Below are 13934 nucleotides of genomic sequence, written 5' to 3'. Positions count from 1 at the left end.
GAAGGTTGGAAGGACAATGACGCGGAATATCTTGCTAGGGCTGGTTGCGGCAGGTCTCCTGTTTTCGGGAACGTCGCGGGCAACGCAATTGATCACCGAAGAGGAAGCCAAGCTGCCACCGCCGAAGGGCGCGATTGCGGCAGACCGGCGCGGTATCCTGCGCGGTCCGAAGGTGGAGTACATCTCGCCCGGCGAATCGGTGTCCTCGCCGATGCGACTCCAATTGAAGTTCGAGTCGTTCGGGGGCGCCAAGATCGATCCTGACTCGGTCAAGGTGACCTTCCTGCGCACGCCGAACGTCGATCTGACGACCCGGATCAAGCCGTTCGTCCAGGCCGACGGGATCAACATGCAGAATGCGGAATTGCCGCCCGGCGACTACACCATGCGGGTCGACATCAAGGACAGTGACGGACGGCCGGGCACGGCCATCTTTACCCTCAAGGTCGCACCGAAGTGACGTGTCCCTACTGCCAGGCCGAGAACGCGGACAGCGTGCTGGTTTGCGCCTCCTGTTCCCGGGACATCGCCGTGCCCGCGACGCTGATTGCGGAGCGCGACGATCTCCTGCGCAAGCGGGACCAGCTACGCGATGAGCTGGCGCGGGCCAGAGACGAGGTCGAAGCCATCATGCTGCGCAGGAAGTCGCGCTGACGATGGAGTGTCCGTTCTGCGCCGAGACGATCAAGGACGAGGCCATCGCGTGCAAGCATTGCTCGCGCGATCTGCGCTTCGTGCGGCCGACGCTCCTGGAGATCGAAGACATCGTTGCCGAGCTGGACAGGCTCAGGCGCGACCTCGACCGGGTCAACGTCCGACTCGAGCGCTACAGGAATCCGCTGCGCTATTTCGCGACGCATGCCGTTCTCTACGTCGTCGTTCCGGCCGTCCTGCTGACGATCGCGCATGTTCTGGTCACCATCACCTTCGATCTCTCTCCGATCCCGCTGCGGATCGCGTCGATCGTGATCCCCCTGCTGTTCGGTTTCGCAGCCTATCCTCTGCATCGGGTCTCGACGCTGGGAGCGTTCGTGCTGGCGTTGCTTCTCGCCAGCGTCAGCATCCAGGCGATGCTGACGGTGACCGGATTCCACGATGGCGTTCCGATCCTTCCCACCGTGTGGGTCGAATGGCGCGAAGTGTTCGAATACGGCGCCAGCATCCTGCTGGCCTTCGTGTCCGGAAACATCCTGGGACTCGTCGTCTTCCAGGTCCTGCCGCGCGTTCTCGGCCAGGGCGGCAAGCCCAATGCTTTCGCCTTCAGGATGGCGCGCCTGCTCGGGCAGCATGTCGGCGAGGAGCAGCTGCGCCGCCGCGCGCGGTTGATCCAGGATCTGATGCAGACGGTCGGACCGCTGGCCGGTGTCGCCGCGACGGCTGTCGGCTCGATCTACGCCGGCCTGAAGGGCCTGCTCGGCTAGCTCATTTGCGGCGCCCGGTGAGCCCTTGCGGCGCGCGCCGGGACGTTGCGCGCCCGCGCTGCAGCTTCCCGACGAGATCCCTCAACGCATCGACGAGCGGCACCGACGCGCGATAGGCGAGCCCAACCTCGCGTTTGACCTTCATTTCGATCTCCCTGACGGCGATGTCGGAAACGCCTTTCGCCACGCCTTCGGGGACGATGGCGATGCCGACGCCGGCCGCGACCAGCGCCATCGCCCATTCCTCCGATTGCGCGATCGCCGCGGACGGACGCCGCTGCGACGCGCGGCCGAAGAACGCGCTCTGCTCGCAATGGCAGCGGTCGATCATGGCCACGTCGGCGAGGTCGGCGGAGCGGAGTTTGTCCTTGAGCGTCAGCGGATGCGACGGCGGCAGCGCCGCGACGTAGCGCTCGCTCCAGAGCGGGACGAAATGCTCCTCGTCATCAAGCATGCTCTTCGAGATGATTCTGGCGTCCGCGCGCTCGTCGCTGCCGACGAGCCGGAGCGCGATGTCGTTGCGCGCCGTCAGCGGCTTGAGCAGCGCGATGGTTCTGGGCACGTCGAGCGTCCGCATCAGGCCGAGCGTGACAGTGGTCTTGGTGCTCGGTTTGCGGAACAGCTTTCGCGCGGCGTCGGCCTCGTCGATGATGCGGCGGGCGACGGTGTGAAACTGCTCGGCCGAGGCGGTCGGTGCGACGCCCTTCTTGTGCCGGATGAAGAGAGTGGTGCCGAGCTCCGCCTCCAGATTGGTGATCGCGGTCGAGATCGACGGCTGCGACACGAAGCAGCTGCGCGCCGCAGCCGTCAGGTTGCGCTCGCGGTAGACGGCGGCGAAATAGCGGAGCTCGCGGATGTCCATAGGATATGCCTAGAGATAGTATCAATATTAGATATTTTACCTATGGATCGAAGGATGACAAGAACAGCCTGTCCTCAACAGGCAGGGAAGCGCGATGAAGATCCATCACCTCAATACCGGCACGATGTGCCCCATGGGCCGCCGGCTCGTGAACGGCATCGGCGGCCTGTTCCAGCGCGCCCGCATGGTCTGCCATTGCCTCCTGATCGAGACCAGCGATGGTCTCGCGCTGGTCGACACCGGCATCGGGCTCGGCGACATCGCGACGCCGGATCGGCTCGGCAAGCGCTGGGTGCGCCAGACCGCGCCAAGGCTCGATCCGGCAGAGACGGCGGTGCAGCAGGTGAGGGCGCTCGGTTATTCGCCTGACGACGTGCGCCACGTGCTGCTGACGCATCTCGACCGCGACCACGCCGGCGGTGTGCCCGACTTTCCCCGCGCGGCGATCCATGTTCACCGCACCGAGTACGACATGGCGGTACTGCGCGAGCCCGCGCCGCCCGAAGGGCGTTACGTCATGGCGCAGTGGAGCCACGGACCGCGCTGGAGTTTCTATGGCGAGGCCGGCGAAGACTGGTTCGGCTTCAAGGGCGTGCGCGCGCTCGGCGATCGCGAGGGTGACATCCTGACGATTCCGCTCGCGGGTCACACGCTCGGCCATTGCGGCATCGCGGTCCGCTCCGGCGACACATGGCTGCTGCATGCCGGCGACAGCTATTTCCATCACGCCCAGCTCGACGCGTCGCCGCGCGCGCCGCTGATGCTCCGTTATTTCCAGCGCCGCGTCGACATGGACCGCAACGCCCGCCTCGCCAACCAGGCGCGCCTGCGCGAGCTGAAGCTCAGCCATAGCATCCGCGTGACGATTTTCAACAGCCACGATCCGGTCGACTACGAGAACTGCCGGTGCGGGGCGCACATATGAGTCTCACCCTTCGACGAAATTGATCGGTCTCAGATAATCCTGCTTGCCGATGTCGACGCCGTTGTGACGCAGGATGGCGTAGGCCATGGAGATGTGGAAGTAGGTGTTAGGGATCGTCATCTGCAGGAAATAATCCCGGCCGCCGAGAAACCTTCCTGGTGCCCAGGAGAGCCTCACCTTCTGCTCGCTCGCATTGGCATATTCCCTCTCGGGGACGCTCTCCACGAAGGCGATCGTCTTTTTGATGCGGGCGCGCAGCTCGTCGATGGTGCGTTCGTTGTCTTCATGTCGTGGCGGCGTCTGACCCGACAACCAGGCGGCCGCGGCCTTGACGTAGTTGCAAGCGCTTTGGACCTGATAGGTGAAGTCCTGCATGTCGGGTGCGAGGCGGCTGTGCATGAGCACCGCGACATCGAACTTTTTTGCGGCCGCATGCTGCTCGGCTTTGTCTAGGCAGGTCAGCAGATTGGCGAGGTTTTGCCTGCACTGTGAAACGACGTCGTAATACATGGGCGTCTTCCCTGACATTGAGCGGTCACGTCGCGGAGGCCGATGCCTGTGGCACCGGCCCCGATGGATTCTTTACGCGCTACGCCGGCACACTGCACGTCGCGGTACGGGAATTATCGGCAGCGGAGATGCGGAGTGTCGCGAGTTCTGCGAGGATGAAAGCGAGAACCGCAAGCCCTGCGCCGACAAAGCCGAGATGGTGCGCGCCGACCAGCGGGATCGCCACCGCACCGATCAGGCCCGCCGCCGACATGCCGAAGAACGAACCGGCGGTGTTGAGCCCAAGCAGGACGGGCGCAATCGACGGAGCGAGCGCAACGAGGCGATATTGCTGCGGCACCAGCAGGCCCCAGCCAGCGGCGCCCCAGATCGCGACGACCGGAATGGCGGTCCACAGGCTGGCGCTGGTCCAAGGCATCGAGGCGCTGACGATGGCGAGCACGACCAGCGTCGACAGGATCACCATGCGCGAACCGATACGATCGATGAGCCGACCGAAGGCGAGGTTTGCGATCGTGCCGCCGGCGCCCCAGAGCACGAGCAGGGTTCCCAGCACCAGCGCGTCGTTGCCGATGGCGCGGTCGAAGGCCACGGCGAAGTAGGTGTAGACCGTGAAGATGCCGCTGAGATTGACGAGCGTCGTCGCCAGCGTCAGCAGAATCCGGGAGTCGGCCAGTGGTGCGAGGCGCTTCGACAGCGAGACCGCCGGCGGCAGCGGCACTTCAGCGAGGAAAGTCCAGACACCGAGACCGGCCGCCGTGCCAAGCGCGGCCACGAACAGCATCGTGTAGCGCCAGTCGCCGAGGCCGCCGATGACGGCGCCGGCAGGCGAGCCCAACGCGGTCGACAGGGTCAGGCCGGCGACCACGATGGAGAGCGCGTAGCCGCGTCGCTCCGGCGGCACCAGCATGGCGGCGGATCCCGTCGCGGTCGGTGAGAACATCGCGGCACCAACGCCGGCGAGCGCGCGAGTCATTAGCGCTATGGCGAAGGTCGGCGAGACCGCTGTCGCAAGGTTCGCCAGCACGAAGACGGCGGCGCCCGCGATCAGCATGGTCTTGCGCGAGACGCCCGCCGCGAGCGCGGCGATGGTCGGCGACAGCAGCGCGAAGGTGACCGAGTAGATCGTGGTCATCTGCCCGGCAGCGCCAATGCTGACGTCGAAATGGCGGGCGATTTCGGGCAGCACGCCAGCCACGACAAAACTATCGGTGCCGAGCGCGAACATGCCGATCGAGAGAACGAGAAGACGGCGGTCCATTGTCGTTGTCCTTGATGTCTGGATTGTTCAGGCGGCAGCGTTTGCCGCTGGATGCTGTGGCGCGAACCGCGCCTTGATCTCGCAGGCGACCTGCGCGACGTTTTCGTCGAGCACGAAATGTCCGCTATCGAGCCAGACCAGCTTTGTATCCGGCAGGTCGTTGAGGTAGGCGCGGGCGCCGGGCGGGATGAAGAACGGGTCGTGCTTGCCCCAGACAATGAGCGTCTTCGGCTGGTGCTGGCGGAAGGCGGCCTGCCACTCCGGATAGAGCGCGACGTTGCTCTTGTAATTCTCGAGCAGGTCGACCTGGTAATCCTGCGTGCCCGGCCGATCGAGCAGTGCCTGGTCGAGGATCCAGTTGTCGGGATTGATGGCCTCGGGGTTCTTCGCGCCGACGAGCCAATGAAACTTGGTGCCCTCGATGCTGACGAACTCCCGCGCGGGCTTCTCCGTCTCGGCGTTGCGGTTCTCCCACAGCGGCAGCAGCACCTTCCTGGGCGCGTCGCCGACGCCTTCCATGTAGGCGTTGGCGTTCTGGATGATGAAGCCCTTCACCTGCGAAGGCCGCTGTGTGAACAGGCGGAAGCCGATCGGGCCACCATAGTCCTGCATGTAGAGAATGTAGGAGGTAAGCCCGAGGGCCTCGATGAGGCCGGCGACATGGGCGGCGAGATTGTCGAAGGTGTAGGTGAACTCATTGCGCGGCGGCGCGTCGGAATGTCCGAAGCCGATGTAGTCGGGCGCGATTAGATGGAAGCGGTCGGCCAGTGCCGGCATCAGATCGCGGAACATCTGGCTGGAGGTCGGCAGGCCGTGCAGGAGCAGGATGGTCGGGGACGCCGGGTCTCCGGCCTCGCGGTAAAACACCTTGCGGCCGTTCACGGTGGCGGTGCGATGGAGCGTCGGGTGGGGCATGGGTTTCCCTTTTTTTGGCTGTCCGGCCGCCGGCGGCGAGCGGTGCCGCTCTTTTGGGGCTTTCCGGGAATGCCCGGCAGCCGCTAGGATCGGGAGGAACCCTCTCGTTTAGTGGAAGGCCCTATGGACCGCCTGGATGCCATGTCGGTGCTGCTCGCGGCCGTCGAGAACGGCAGTCTGTCCAAGGCCAGCCGCGAATTGCGGCTGCCGCTGGCGACCGTCAGCCGCAAGGTTGCCGAGCTGGAAGCGCATCTGAAGGCGACACTGCTGATCCGCTCCGCCAAGGGCCTGGAGCTGACCCCGGCCGGGCGGTCCTACGTCACCTCAGCGAAATCGATCCTCGAACAGCTGTCCGAGGCCGAGCGCGCGGCCGCAGGCGAATACAGCGAGCCGAAGGGCGACCTCGTCGTCACCGCGCCGATCATGTTCGGCCGGATGCACGTGCTGCCGGTGGTGACGCGCTTCCTTGAGGCGTTTTCCGAGGTGTCGGTCGGGCTGGTCCTCACCGACCGCGTTGCGCATTTCCTCGAAGACCAGGTCGATGTCGCCCTGCGTCTTGGTCTCTTGCCGGACAGCAGTCTGATCGCAACGCGCGTCGGCGAGGTCCGGCATGTCATCTGTGCGAGCCCGGACTATCTCGCCGCCAACGGAATTCCTGAAACGCTCGACGATCTGGAAAAACATCGTCTGGTCTCGTTCCAGAGCGTGTCGGCGCTGAGCACCTGGACCTTCGAGCATGACGGCACCGAGAAGACCGTCTCGTTCCGCTCGCGCCTCGGCGTCAACACCATCGATGCCGCCATCGATGCCGCGCTCGCGGGCGCTGGCCTCGTGCGGGCGGTGTCGTATCAGATCGCCGAGCACGTGCGGGCAGGGCGTCTCGCCGTCGTGCTCGAGGCCTTCGAGCCGCAGCTTCGCCCCGTGCATCTCGTCTACGACACGCAAAGCCGCTTGCCGCTCAAGCTCCGCGCCTTCGTCGATTTCGTCGTCCCGCGCCTGCGCGAACGGCTGGCGCAGGCGAGGCTTTAGTCCTCGGGGACGAAGCGCAGCGTGCCGGCCTGGCGGCTTGTCGGTGTCGCTGGTGTGGTTGACGCCGTCCATGACGCGCGTCGGCGAAATCGAACGGGCTCGTTCCGTCGAGGCACGCGACGTTGACGCCATGGAGGGTGAAATCAACCGTCGCGTTGCAGCCGCGAGAAGCGGAAATTGCAGTGGCTGGCGCCGCCCGCCAGCGTCTGCGTCCGTTCCAGGCGGATGCCGCGCGTTGCATAGGCGTCGAAATCGAGCCCGCAAATGTTGGGCAAAATCTCCTCGTCGCCATGGCGGCCAGCGAATTTGCAGAAGCCGCAGGCACGGTAGTTGATACCGAATTCGAAACCGTCATCCGGGCCCGGCGCGACGAAATCGTAGACGAAGTCCTCCGGAAACTCCGCCTGATGGCTTTCTGTCGTGCTCTTTGCCGCGTGCTCGCGCAGCAGCGCCTGGTTCTCCGCGGACATGAATTGATCGCCCGCGGCGAGACGTTCCGCTTCGGGCACGTCGAGCAATTGCGCCTTGTAGGTTTCCCGCTCGATCTCGCCGATCACGGGCAGCGGCACGCCGTGCCGCCGCAGCACGCGGCTGATCGCCATGAAGCCGATCAGGCGCATGAAGAAATCGGTCATGCGGCTTGCGGTGCCGCCGACATAGGGCGTCTGGGTGAGCACGATGGCGAATTCGTCCATCACCTCGCGCCTGATGCCGTCGATGCCGGTGATGTCAGCGCGCTCGCGCAGCATCGCCTCGGCCAGGTCGAGCCGATGGCGCATCGCGGCTTCCATCGCGCCGCGATGCTGCTGGTAGAAGGGATGGATCTCAGCCATGGCAGCCTCGCATCTCTGGCTTGTTGGACATCAGGCACGTCATTCCGCGGCGATCGCCTCGATCTCGAGCAGCCATTTGCCGTTGACGGTCTCGGCGACGATGACCGTTAGCGCAGGCTGATGGTCCCCGAGCGCCGCGCGGCGAATGGTGCGGTTGGTCACGAGTTGAGCCCGGTCGGTCAGGAACGTGTTGACCTTGACCAGATGCTCGACGCCAAGACCGGCGGAGGCGAGCACCTCCTTGACGTTGCGCCAGGCTTGCTCGCATTGCGCCTCGAATCCTTCGGGCACGGTGCCGTCAGGTCTCTCGGGCACCTGACCGCTGATGAACAGCAGGCGGCGATGCTGCTTCAGTTCAAGTCCCATGCAGTAGCCGCCGGCGGGCGGGTGGACCGTTGCGGGATTGTGGCTGACGATGTGGGCTGGGGCCATGGGGGTTTCTCCTGATTGCGGGCCGACCGTATCCGGCGACATCACGGCGGCGCAAAGCATCATTCCTGCGGTTCAGCGCAAGAAAATCTATTGCAAGACGGCGGTCCATCAGTGTCAAACTCCGTCGCGATGACCTACGCCCTTCCACCGCTCAACGCGCTCCGCGCCTTCGAGGCCGCCGCGCGCCATCTCAGTTTCAAGCTGGCCGCGCACGAGTTGCATGTGACGCCCGCCGCTGTCGGGCAGCAGGTGAAGGCACTGGAGGCGCGCCTCGGCGTGCAGCTGTTCGAACGGCTGCACAAGCAGCTCATCCTGACCGCGGCAGGCCAGGCCTATCTGCCCGGCGTCTCCGAGGGCTTTCGCCACATCGCGGAGGCGACCTCGCAATTGAAGCCGTCAGGTGCGTTGCTGCTGCAATTGGGCGTCCATGCCGGCTTCGATCTGCGCCGGCTCGATCTGGCAGCGTTTCGCGACGTGCATGCGGAGATCGGCTTGCGCGTGCTCCAGCCCGCCGGCCTGCACGAACTGGTCGAGGGCAAGGTCGACCTCTTGATCGCCCGCAGCCTCGGCCATCATCCCGGCTATCGCTGCAACAGGATCAGCGAAGGAACAGGTCGCGGCGATTGGCTGATCGCGCCCGAGGGCACCGCGGATTGCCCCGAGATCGTCGGCTTTCGCGCCTGGCTGCGCACTATGGCGGATGAGAAGGCGCACGCTGTCGGCCGTCCGCGATTGGTCGGCGGTGTCGGAAGCTGAGAAAGCAGGCGCGCAATCGGCCACTTCGTCATTTCCGGCTTGATCATTTGCGCTTGAAAGCGGCTCTTTTGCCTGCGTGACCCGTATCACAGTCTAACAGAACCGCCTGCGCTACTCCTGTGACCACCAGATGCGAGGGGATGGCACCCTCCTTGGACAACGGGAGAGAGAAATGACTGAGCGCAGCAGCAATCGGAACCACAAAGAGCTGGACGACCGTGAACTGGAGACCGTGTGCGGTGGCTTCATCAATGATGGCGGCTGCATCGGTCCGTGGATCGTCAATGGACGGATCACCACCCATCAGCCCGCCGGCCCGAACCCCTGGCTGCCCGGCGGCATCTTTCACGGCTGAGCACCACACCTCAACCTTTCTGACACACACAATTTGAACCGGAGTGACCACAATGCTGAACCTCGACCATGGAAAATCGGAAATCATCGAACTGACCGATGCGGAGCTCGAAACGATCGTCGGCGGCAACTGGCTCGGCGACGCCTTCCGCGCCATCGGCGGCGCCATCAAGAGTGCCGTCGAGTGGGTCGGCGGCCTGATCTTTGGCGGCTTGCAGGGCCCGGGCAACCAGCGCGGCCCGTTCGGTCCGGGATCGGGCCCCGGCCAGCCGCCCTTCTGATCCCATCGCCTTAAACTCGATCGCGAAAGGAGAGGCTGCCTCGGTTGGCGGCCTCTTTCTTTTTCGGCCCTGTTGTCGCGTCGCCATGCGGCCCGAGCGATCGGTTGTCCACACCCACGACACGCAGTAGCGACTTGCGGATCCGACCTACCAGCGATCGATAATTTGCCAGCGCGTTGTCACGTTGCTTTGATCGCGGCATGAGCACCAAATCACGCGAGGTCATCTGGAGCGGCCGCATCATGGGTGCGGAGATTTCCGCCAAGCATGCGCGCGAGGAAGCGAAGAAAGCCGTGCGCGAGGCCGATCGCGCCGAGGCGGAAGCCTGGTCGGTGCGGATGGAAGGCTACGGCGGTCCCTCGCAGCCGTCGCCGACGATCGCGCAATGTCTCAACGGCGGCCTGGGCTGGCTCGAGGTCGAGTGCAACAGGTGCAAGTCGCGCGCGAGCCTGCCGCTCGATGCGATCCGCCGTCCGCGCGATACGCCGATCTGGAAGCTCGAAGCGTCGCTGAAGTGCCGGTCATGCCGGAAGGGACGCTCCGCACCGCCGGTCCACATGATCAAGCTGACCGAAACCCGCAGCATCACGCCGTACAAATGGGTGCATCCGACCGAGGAGCGGTAGAGCCATGATGGCAGCGCTCCGCCGAGCTTGACGCCGGCCCCAATTGGCGCGCCGCGCAATTCGGCTGGCGCTTTCTGCCGCTGCCGCGGCCGACAGCGAAATCTACAGATGCCTGCGAGACCACGAGCCAAGGCTCGATCACTCCTGTGTCCCCGCAAATCTGGAAACGCATTATGCAAAGCTCTACGTTCACGCGTCGATCCTCCATCTTCCTGCTCATGGCAGCCTTGAACGTCGGGCTCATTCCGATGGCCCATGGCGAGCCGGCAGGTCCCGAGGCAATTGTCGGAACATGGGAAGCAGACGACGGCACGGTGAAGCTCGACATGTTCAGGGCTGGAACGGAGTTCCAGGCGCGCATGCTCTACGGCAACGAGATCGTGGAAGCCGACAACGTCACCTTCAAGAAGGACGCCAGGAATCCCGATCCGGGTTTGCGCGCGCGGTCGCTGAAGAACATCATCTTCATCACCGGATTGCGCTGGGAGGACGGCGAGTGGAGCGGCGGCTCGATCTATGACGCCTCATCCGGCTACAACTGCAAGGCCACCGTCAAGGACGGCAAGATGCACCTCAGAGGATATCTCGGGCTCCCGGCGATGGGGCAGACCCGCTCTTTCCACCGCGCTCGCGGGTAAGTCGTTTCTGGCATCTCAAACCGTTCTTTCGAAAGCGCGACCCCCTGGTGTCGCGCTTTTCCTTTTGAAAAACGAGGAAGTCCAGGCGTTTGACGCTATCGCCAGCAATGGCGTGATGTGCAAGTCTATTGGCGCACTCGGCTAGTCACTTCGGTTCGTGGAGGCAGCAGAACAAAAATCAGAATGAAGAGAGGTCATCATGTCCACGACATCGAAACGAACGGCGCTTGTGACCGGAGCCTCATCCGGCATGGGGAAGGAAATCGCCAGGCGTCTGATCAAGGACGGCTTCCAGGTCTACGCCGCCGCGCGCAGCGTCGAGAAGATGGACGATCTCGCACGGCTCGGTGCGAGGACGTTGCGCATGGACATCTCCAGGGACGCCGACATCACGGCAGCCGTTCAAACCATCCTCGACGAAGCCGATGGCGTGGATGTGCTGGTGAACAACGCGGGGTTCGGGCTCTACGGTCCCGTTGAGGACGTCGGCCTCGACGAGGCGCGATATCAGTTCGAAGTGAATCTGTTCGGCGCTGCCCGGTTAACGCAGCTTCTGCTGCCGAAGATGAGAGAGAGGCGCTCGGGAACCATCGTCAACGTCACCTCGATGGGCGGCAAGATCTACACCCTGCTGGGCGCCTGGTATCACGCGACCAAGCATGCATTGGAAGGCTGGTCCGATTGCCTGAGGCTCGAACTCGCCCCGTTCGGCATCAAGGTCGTCATCATCGAGCCCGGCCTGATCGAGACGGGGTTCGGTGACGTGGTTGCCGGGGGGCTGCTCGATCGCTCCGGTACGGGGCCTTATGCCAAGCTCACGCAAGCGGTCGCGAAATCGACGCGGGATGCCTACGATCACGGACGCGGCACGAAGCCGGATGTCATCGCCGGTGTTGTATCCTGGGCCCTGAAAGCGGCCAAGCCGCGTACACGTTACGTTGCGGGCAAGTATGCCTTGCCCATGATCAAGATTCGCGCCTGGCTCGGCGACCGTGTGTTCGACCGCGTCATCATGAGCCAGATGCGCTAGGGATCGACGATGAGTGGAGCAGCCGCAGACAGATGCAAGGTTCCCCGCGCCTTTTGGCAGGCCGTCGATCATATCGGCGTTCCGCCGGCCGCACTGTTGCGGCAAGCCAAATTGCCGGCGACCTTGCATCTGAACGAACAGGGGCTGGTCACCACGGACCAGTTCTTTGCGCTTTGGCGGGCCCTTGAGGAGCTGAAGCCGGAGCCCGGGCTCGGCCTCAAGCTGGTCCAGAGCGCCGACACGGCCGTTCATCCGCCATCGAGCCTCGCTGCATTCTATGCGAGAGACTATCGTGACGGACTGCATCGCATCGCGCGGTTCAAGCGGCTTTGCTCGCCCGAGCAGCCGCGGCTGAAGGAAGGCAAGGGCGAGTGCACGATCACGGTCGAATGGCCGTACGCGACCGATCCGGAGCCCGCGATCTCGACGGACGTGACCTTTGCGTCCCTCGTTGAACTAGGGCGCCGGGGTACGGGGCAGCATGTGACACCGAAGCGGGTCGAGCTGGTACGTGCTCGACCCAGGAGCGACGTCTATCAGAACTATTTTGATTGCCCGATCCGCTATGGCGCGGCACGAAATAGTCTCATTCTGAAATCTGCGGACCTCGACCGTCCGTTTCCCGGGCACAACCAGGAGCTGCTCGATATCCTGACGCCGGCATTGGCGTCGGCGTTGGGCGAGCTGCAAGCCCGCAGCTCCATCAAGGAGCAGGTGAAGGTTGTCCTGAAGAGGAGCCTTGCGAGCGGGCGCCCTGAATTGTCGGACGTCGCGCGCGACCTCGGCACCAGCGACCGGACCCTTCAGCGCCGCATTACCGAGGAAGGTTCGAGCTTCCGTGAGCTGCTGGTCGAGGCGCGCCAGGAGCTCGGACGGCAATTGCTGTCGGATCCGACCACCGACATCGACGAGGTCGCGTGCCTGCTCGGCTATCAGGATGCGAGCTCCTTCTATCGCGCCTTTCGTTATTGGGAAGGCGTGACGCCCAGCCGCTGGCGAGAGCTGCACGGCGACAAGCTTCACTAAGTCGCAGACCGGGGACGCTCTCTCCACACTGGCTTTGGCGCGTGTCGCAAGTTGGTTGGCGTGCTCTGTCGCTGTCATCAGGATGGTTCGGCTGTACGACACCCCCGAGAGTTGAAGTTCAACGAACGAGGAAATCGACATGTCTGGTAAAGTCTGGTTCATCACGGGGGCATCCCGCGGCTTTGGGCGCATCTGGGCGGAGGCTGCGCTCAAGCGCGGCGACAAGGTCGCGGCAACAGCCCGAATCTTCGCAGATGTCGCGGACCTCTCGGAAAGTTACGGCGATGCGGTGCTGCCGGTCGCGCTTGATGTCACCAACGCCCAGGCGGTGCAAAATGCCGTGACCAGGGCTCACGCGCATTTCGGAAAGCTTGACGTCGTCCTCAACAACGCGGGCTATGCGCTGGTTGGGGCGATCGAGGAGGCGCACGAGGCGGATGTCCGCGCCGAGTTCGATACGAACTTCTTCGGCTCCCTCCGGGTCATTCAGGCCGCGCTTCCCCTGCTGCGGCGACAGGGCTATGGGCATATCATTGGTGTGTCGAGCGTCGCGGGCATCGTCGCAGGTCCCATCACCGGTTTCTACAACGCCTCCAAATTCGCGGTCGAAGCGCTGCACGAGAGCCTGGCGCAGGAAGTCAAGGGGTTCGGGATCAAGGTCACGCTGCTCGAGCCTGGCGCCTATGCCACCGGGTTCGCCAGCATGGCATCGCTCAGGATTTCACCCGCCATCAACGCCTACGGCAACATCCGCGCGGAGGTGTTCGCGGCGGGCGCCAGGTTCGCGTTTGGCGATCCGGAAGCAACAGCGGATGCCGTCTTGAAGGTAGTGGACTCCGAGGCGCCTCCGTTACGTCTCTTCGTCGGCACGGAAGGCCTGCCGCGCGCCCGCGCCGCTTATGCCGATCGTCTCGCCATCTGGGAAGCCTGGGAGACGGTATCCAACGCCGCCCAGGGCGAGGCCAGGCAGCACAACATCGCGTCGTAGAAGCCCGAGGCGCCTTCCGTGAAACCGCGTCCGTTCGCCTGCCGCGA

Annotated in this window: 19 protein-coding genes; 13 read left to right on the top strand and 6 right to left on the bottom strand. The window is 64.3% G+C overall.

What is annotated here, in order from left to right; genetic code table 11:
• Positions 1-16: 16 nt before the first annotated feature.
• From XH90_RS24095 to XH90_RS24085, 3 genes are read left to right on the top strand one after another with little or no spacing between them, the layout of a single operon-like run.
• Positions 17-460, top strand: coding sequence for a hypothetical protein (locus XH90_RS24095; RefSeq protein ID WP_194476805.1), 444 nt, complete (start codon positions 17-19; stop codon positions 458-460).
• Positions 457-654: a hypothetical protein gene (locus XH90_RS24090; protein WP_194476804.1), complete on the top strand. Its 198-nt coding sequence runs from the start codon at positions 457-459 to the stop codon at positions 652-654. The genes XH90_RS24095 and XH90_RS24090 overlap by 4 nt, the downstream gene beginning before the upstream one ends.
• 2 nt (positions 655-656) lie before the next feature.
• On the top strand, positions 657-1421 hold the full coding sequence (locus XH90_RS24085) for a hypothetical protein (RefSeq protein ID WP_194476803.1): 765 nt from the start codon (positions 657-659) through the stop codon (positions 1419-1421).
• Position 1422: 1 nt separating this feature from the next.
• On the opposite strand, the gene XH90_RS24080 is transcribed toward XH90_RS24085, so the two are convergent.
• Positions 1423-2283, bottom strand: coding sequence for a LysR family transcriptional regulator (locus XH90_RS24080; RefSeq protein ID WP_194476802.1), 861 nt, complete (start codon positions 2281-2283; stop codon positions 1423-1425).
• 94 nt (positions 2284-2377) lie between these two features.
• On the opposite strand from XH90_RS24080, the gene XH90_RS24075 reads away from it, so the two are divergent.
• A complete protein-coding gene (locus tag XH90_RS24075) occupies positions 2378-3208 on the top strand; it encodes an MBL fold metallo-hydrolase (RefSeq protein ID WP_194476801.1) in 831 nt (276 codons plus the stop codon).
• 3 nt (positions 3209-3211) lie between these two features.
• Here the strand turns inward: XH90_RS24075 and XH90_RS24070 are convergent, their stop codons facing one another.
• The 3 genes from XH90_RS24070 to XH90_RS24060 all read right to left on the bottom strand — a co-directional run bounded on the left by XH90_RS24070 (position 3212) and on the right by XH90_RS24060 (position 5894).
• The gene (locus XH90_RS24070) at positions 3212-3718 is read right to left on the bottom strand and encodes a DUF1993 family protein (protein ID WP_194476800.1); all 507 of its coding nucleotides are present in this window, start codon (positions 3716-3718) and stop codon (positions 3212-3214) included.
• 79 nt (positions 3719-3797) lie between these two features.
• Positions 3798-4979: an MFS transporter gene (locus tag XH90_RS24065; RefSeq protein ID WP_194476799.1), complete on the bottom strand. Its 1182-nt coding sequence runs from the start codon at positions 4977-4979 to the stop codon at positions 3798-3800.
• Positions 4980-5006: 27 nt separating this feature from the next.
• The gene (locus XH90_RS24060; protein ID WP_194476798.1) at positions 5007-5894 is read right to left on the bottom strand and encodes an alpha/beta fold hydrolase; all 888 of its coding nucleotides are present in this window, start codon (positions 5892-5894) and stop codon (positions 5007-5009) included.
• Positions 5895-6017: 123 nt separating this feature from the next.
• On the opposite strand from XH90_RS24060, the gene XH90_RS24055 reads away from it, so the two are divergent.
• Positions 6018-6923: a LysR family transcriptional regulator gene (locus XH90_RS24055; protein ID WP_194476797.1), complete on the top strand. Its 906-nt coding sequence runs from the start codon at positions 6018-6020 to the stop codon at positions 6921-6923.
• Between the two features lie 143 nt (positions 6924-7066).
• Here the strand turns inward: XH90_RS24055 and XH90_RS24050 are convergent, their stop codons facing one another.
• On the bottom strand, positions 7067-7756 hold the full coding sequence (locus tag XH90_RS24050) for an L-2-amino-thiazoline-4-carboxylic acid hydrolase (protein ID WP_194476796.1): 690 nt from the start codon (positions 7754-7756) through the stop codon (positions 7067-7069).
• 39 nt (positions 7757-7795) lie between these two features.
• The gene (locus tag XH90_RS24045; RefSeq protein WP_194476795.1) at positions 7796-8188 is read right to left on the bottom strand and encodes a RidA family protein; all 393 of its coding nucleotides are present in this window, start codon (positions 8186-8188) and stop codon (positions 7796-7798) included.
• 129 nt (positions 8189-8317) lie between these two features.
• Here XH90_RS24045 and XH90_RS24040 point away from each other — a divergent pair, with 129 nt between their 5' ends.
• The 8 genes from XH90_RS24040 (at position 8318) to XH90_RS24005 (ending at position 13887) form a co-directional block, all read left to right on the top strand.
• The gene (locus XH90_RS24040; protein ID WP_194482788.1) at positions 8318-8944 is read left to right on the top strand and encodes a LysR family transcriptional regulator; all 627 of its coding nucleotides are present in this window, start codon (positions 8318-8320) and stop codon (positions 8942-8944) included.
• Between the two features lie 172 nt (positions 8945-9116).
• Positions 9117-9299: a hypothetical protein gene (locus XH90_RS24035; protein ID WP_194476537.1), complete on the top strand. Its 183-nt coding sequence runs from the start codon at positions 9117-9119 to the stop codon at positions 9297-9299.
• A gap of 52 nt (positions 9300-9351) precedes the next feature.
• Positions 9352-9579: a hypothetical protein gene (locus XH90_RS24030; protein ID WP_194476794.1), complete on the top strand. Its 228-nt coding sequence runs from the start codon at positions 9352-9354 to the stop codon at positions 9577-9579.
• 200 nt (positions 9580-9779) lie between these two features.
• Entirely contained in the window at positions 9780-10205 is a 426-nt protein-coding gene (locus tag XH90_RS24025) for a hypothetical protein (protein WP_194476793.1), read from the top strand.
• Positions 10206-10378: 173 nt separating this feature from the next.
• Entirely contained in the window at positions 10379-10843 is a 465-nt protein-coding gene (locus tag XH90_RS24020) for a DUF2147 domain-containing protein (RefSeq protein ID WP_194476792.1), read from the top strand.
• A 199-nt stretch (positions 10844-11042) separates the two neighbouring features.
• Complete coding sequence (locus XH90_RS24015; protein ID WP_194476791.1) at positions 11043-11873, top strand: oxidoreductase; 831 nt, start codon at positions 11043-11045, stop codon at positions 11871-11873.
• Between the two features lie 9 nt (positions 11874-11882).
• Positions 11883-12899, top strand: a complete 1017-nt coding sequence (locus XH90_RS24010) for an AraC family transcriptional regulator (protein WP_194476790.1) — start codon at positions 11883-11885, stop codon at positions 12897-12899.
• A gap of 139 nt (positions 12900-13038) precedes the next feature.
• Positions 13039-13887: an SDR family NAD(P)-dependent oxidoreductase gene (locus XH90_RS24005; protein WP_194476789.1), complete on the top strand. Its 849-nt coding sequence runs from the start codon at positions 13039-13041 to the stop codon at positions 13885-13887.
• Positions 13888-13934 lie beyond the last annotated feature (47 nt).

The sequence above is a fragment of the Bradyrhizobium sp. CCBAU 53338 genome, assembly GCF_015291665.1.
Classification (GTDB): Bacteria; Pseudomonadota; Alphaproteobacteria; order Rhizobiales; family Xanthobacteraceae; genus Bradyrhizobium.
Note: the sequence above shows the minus strand (reverse complement) of the source record. Positions and strands in the feature narration are given on the sequence as shown.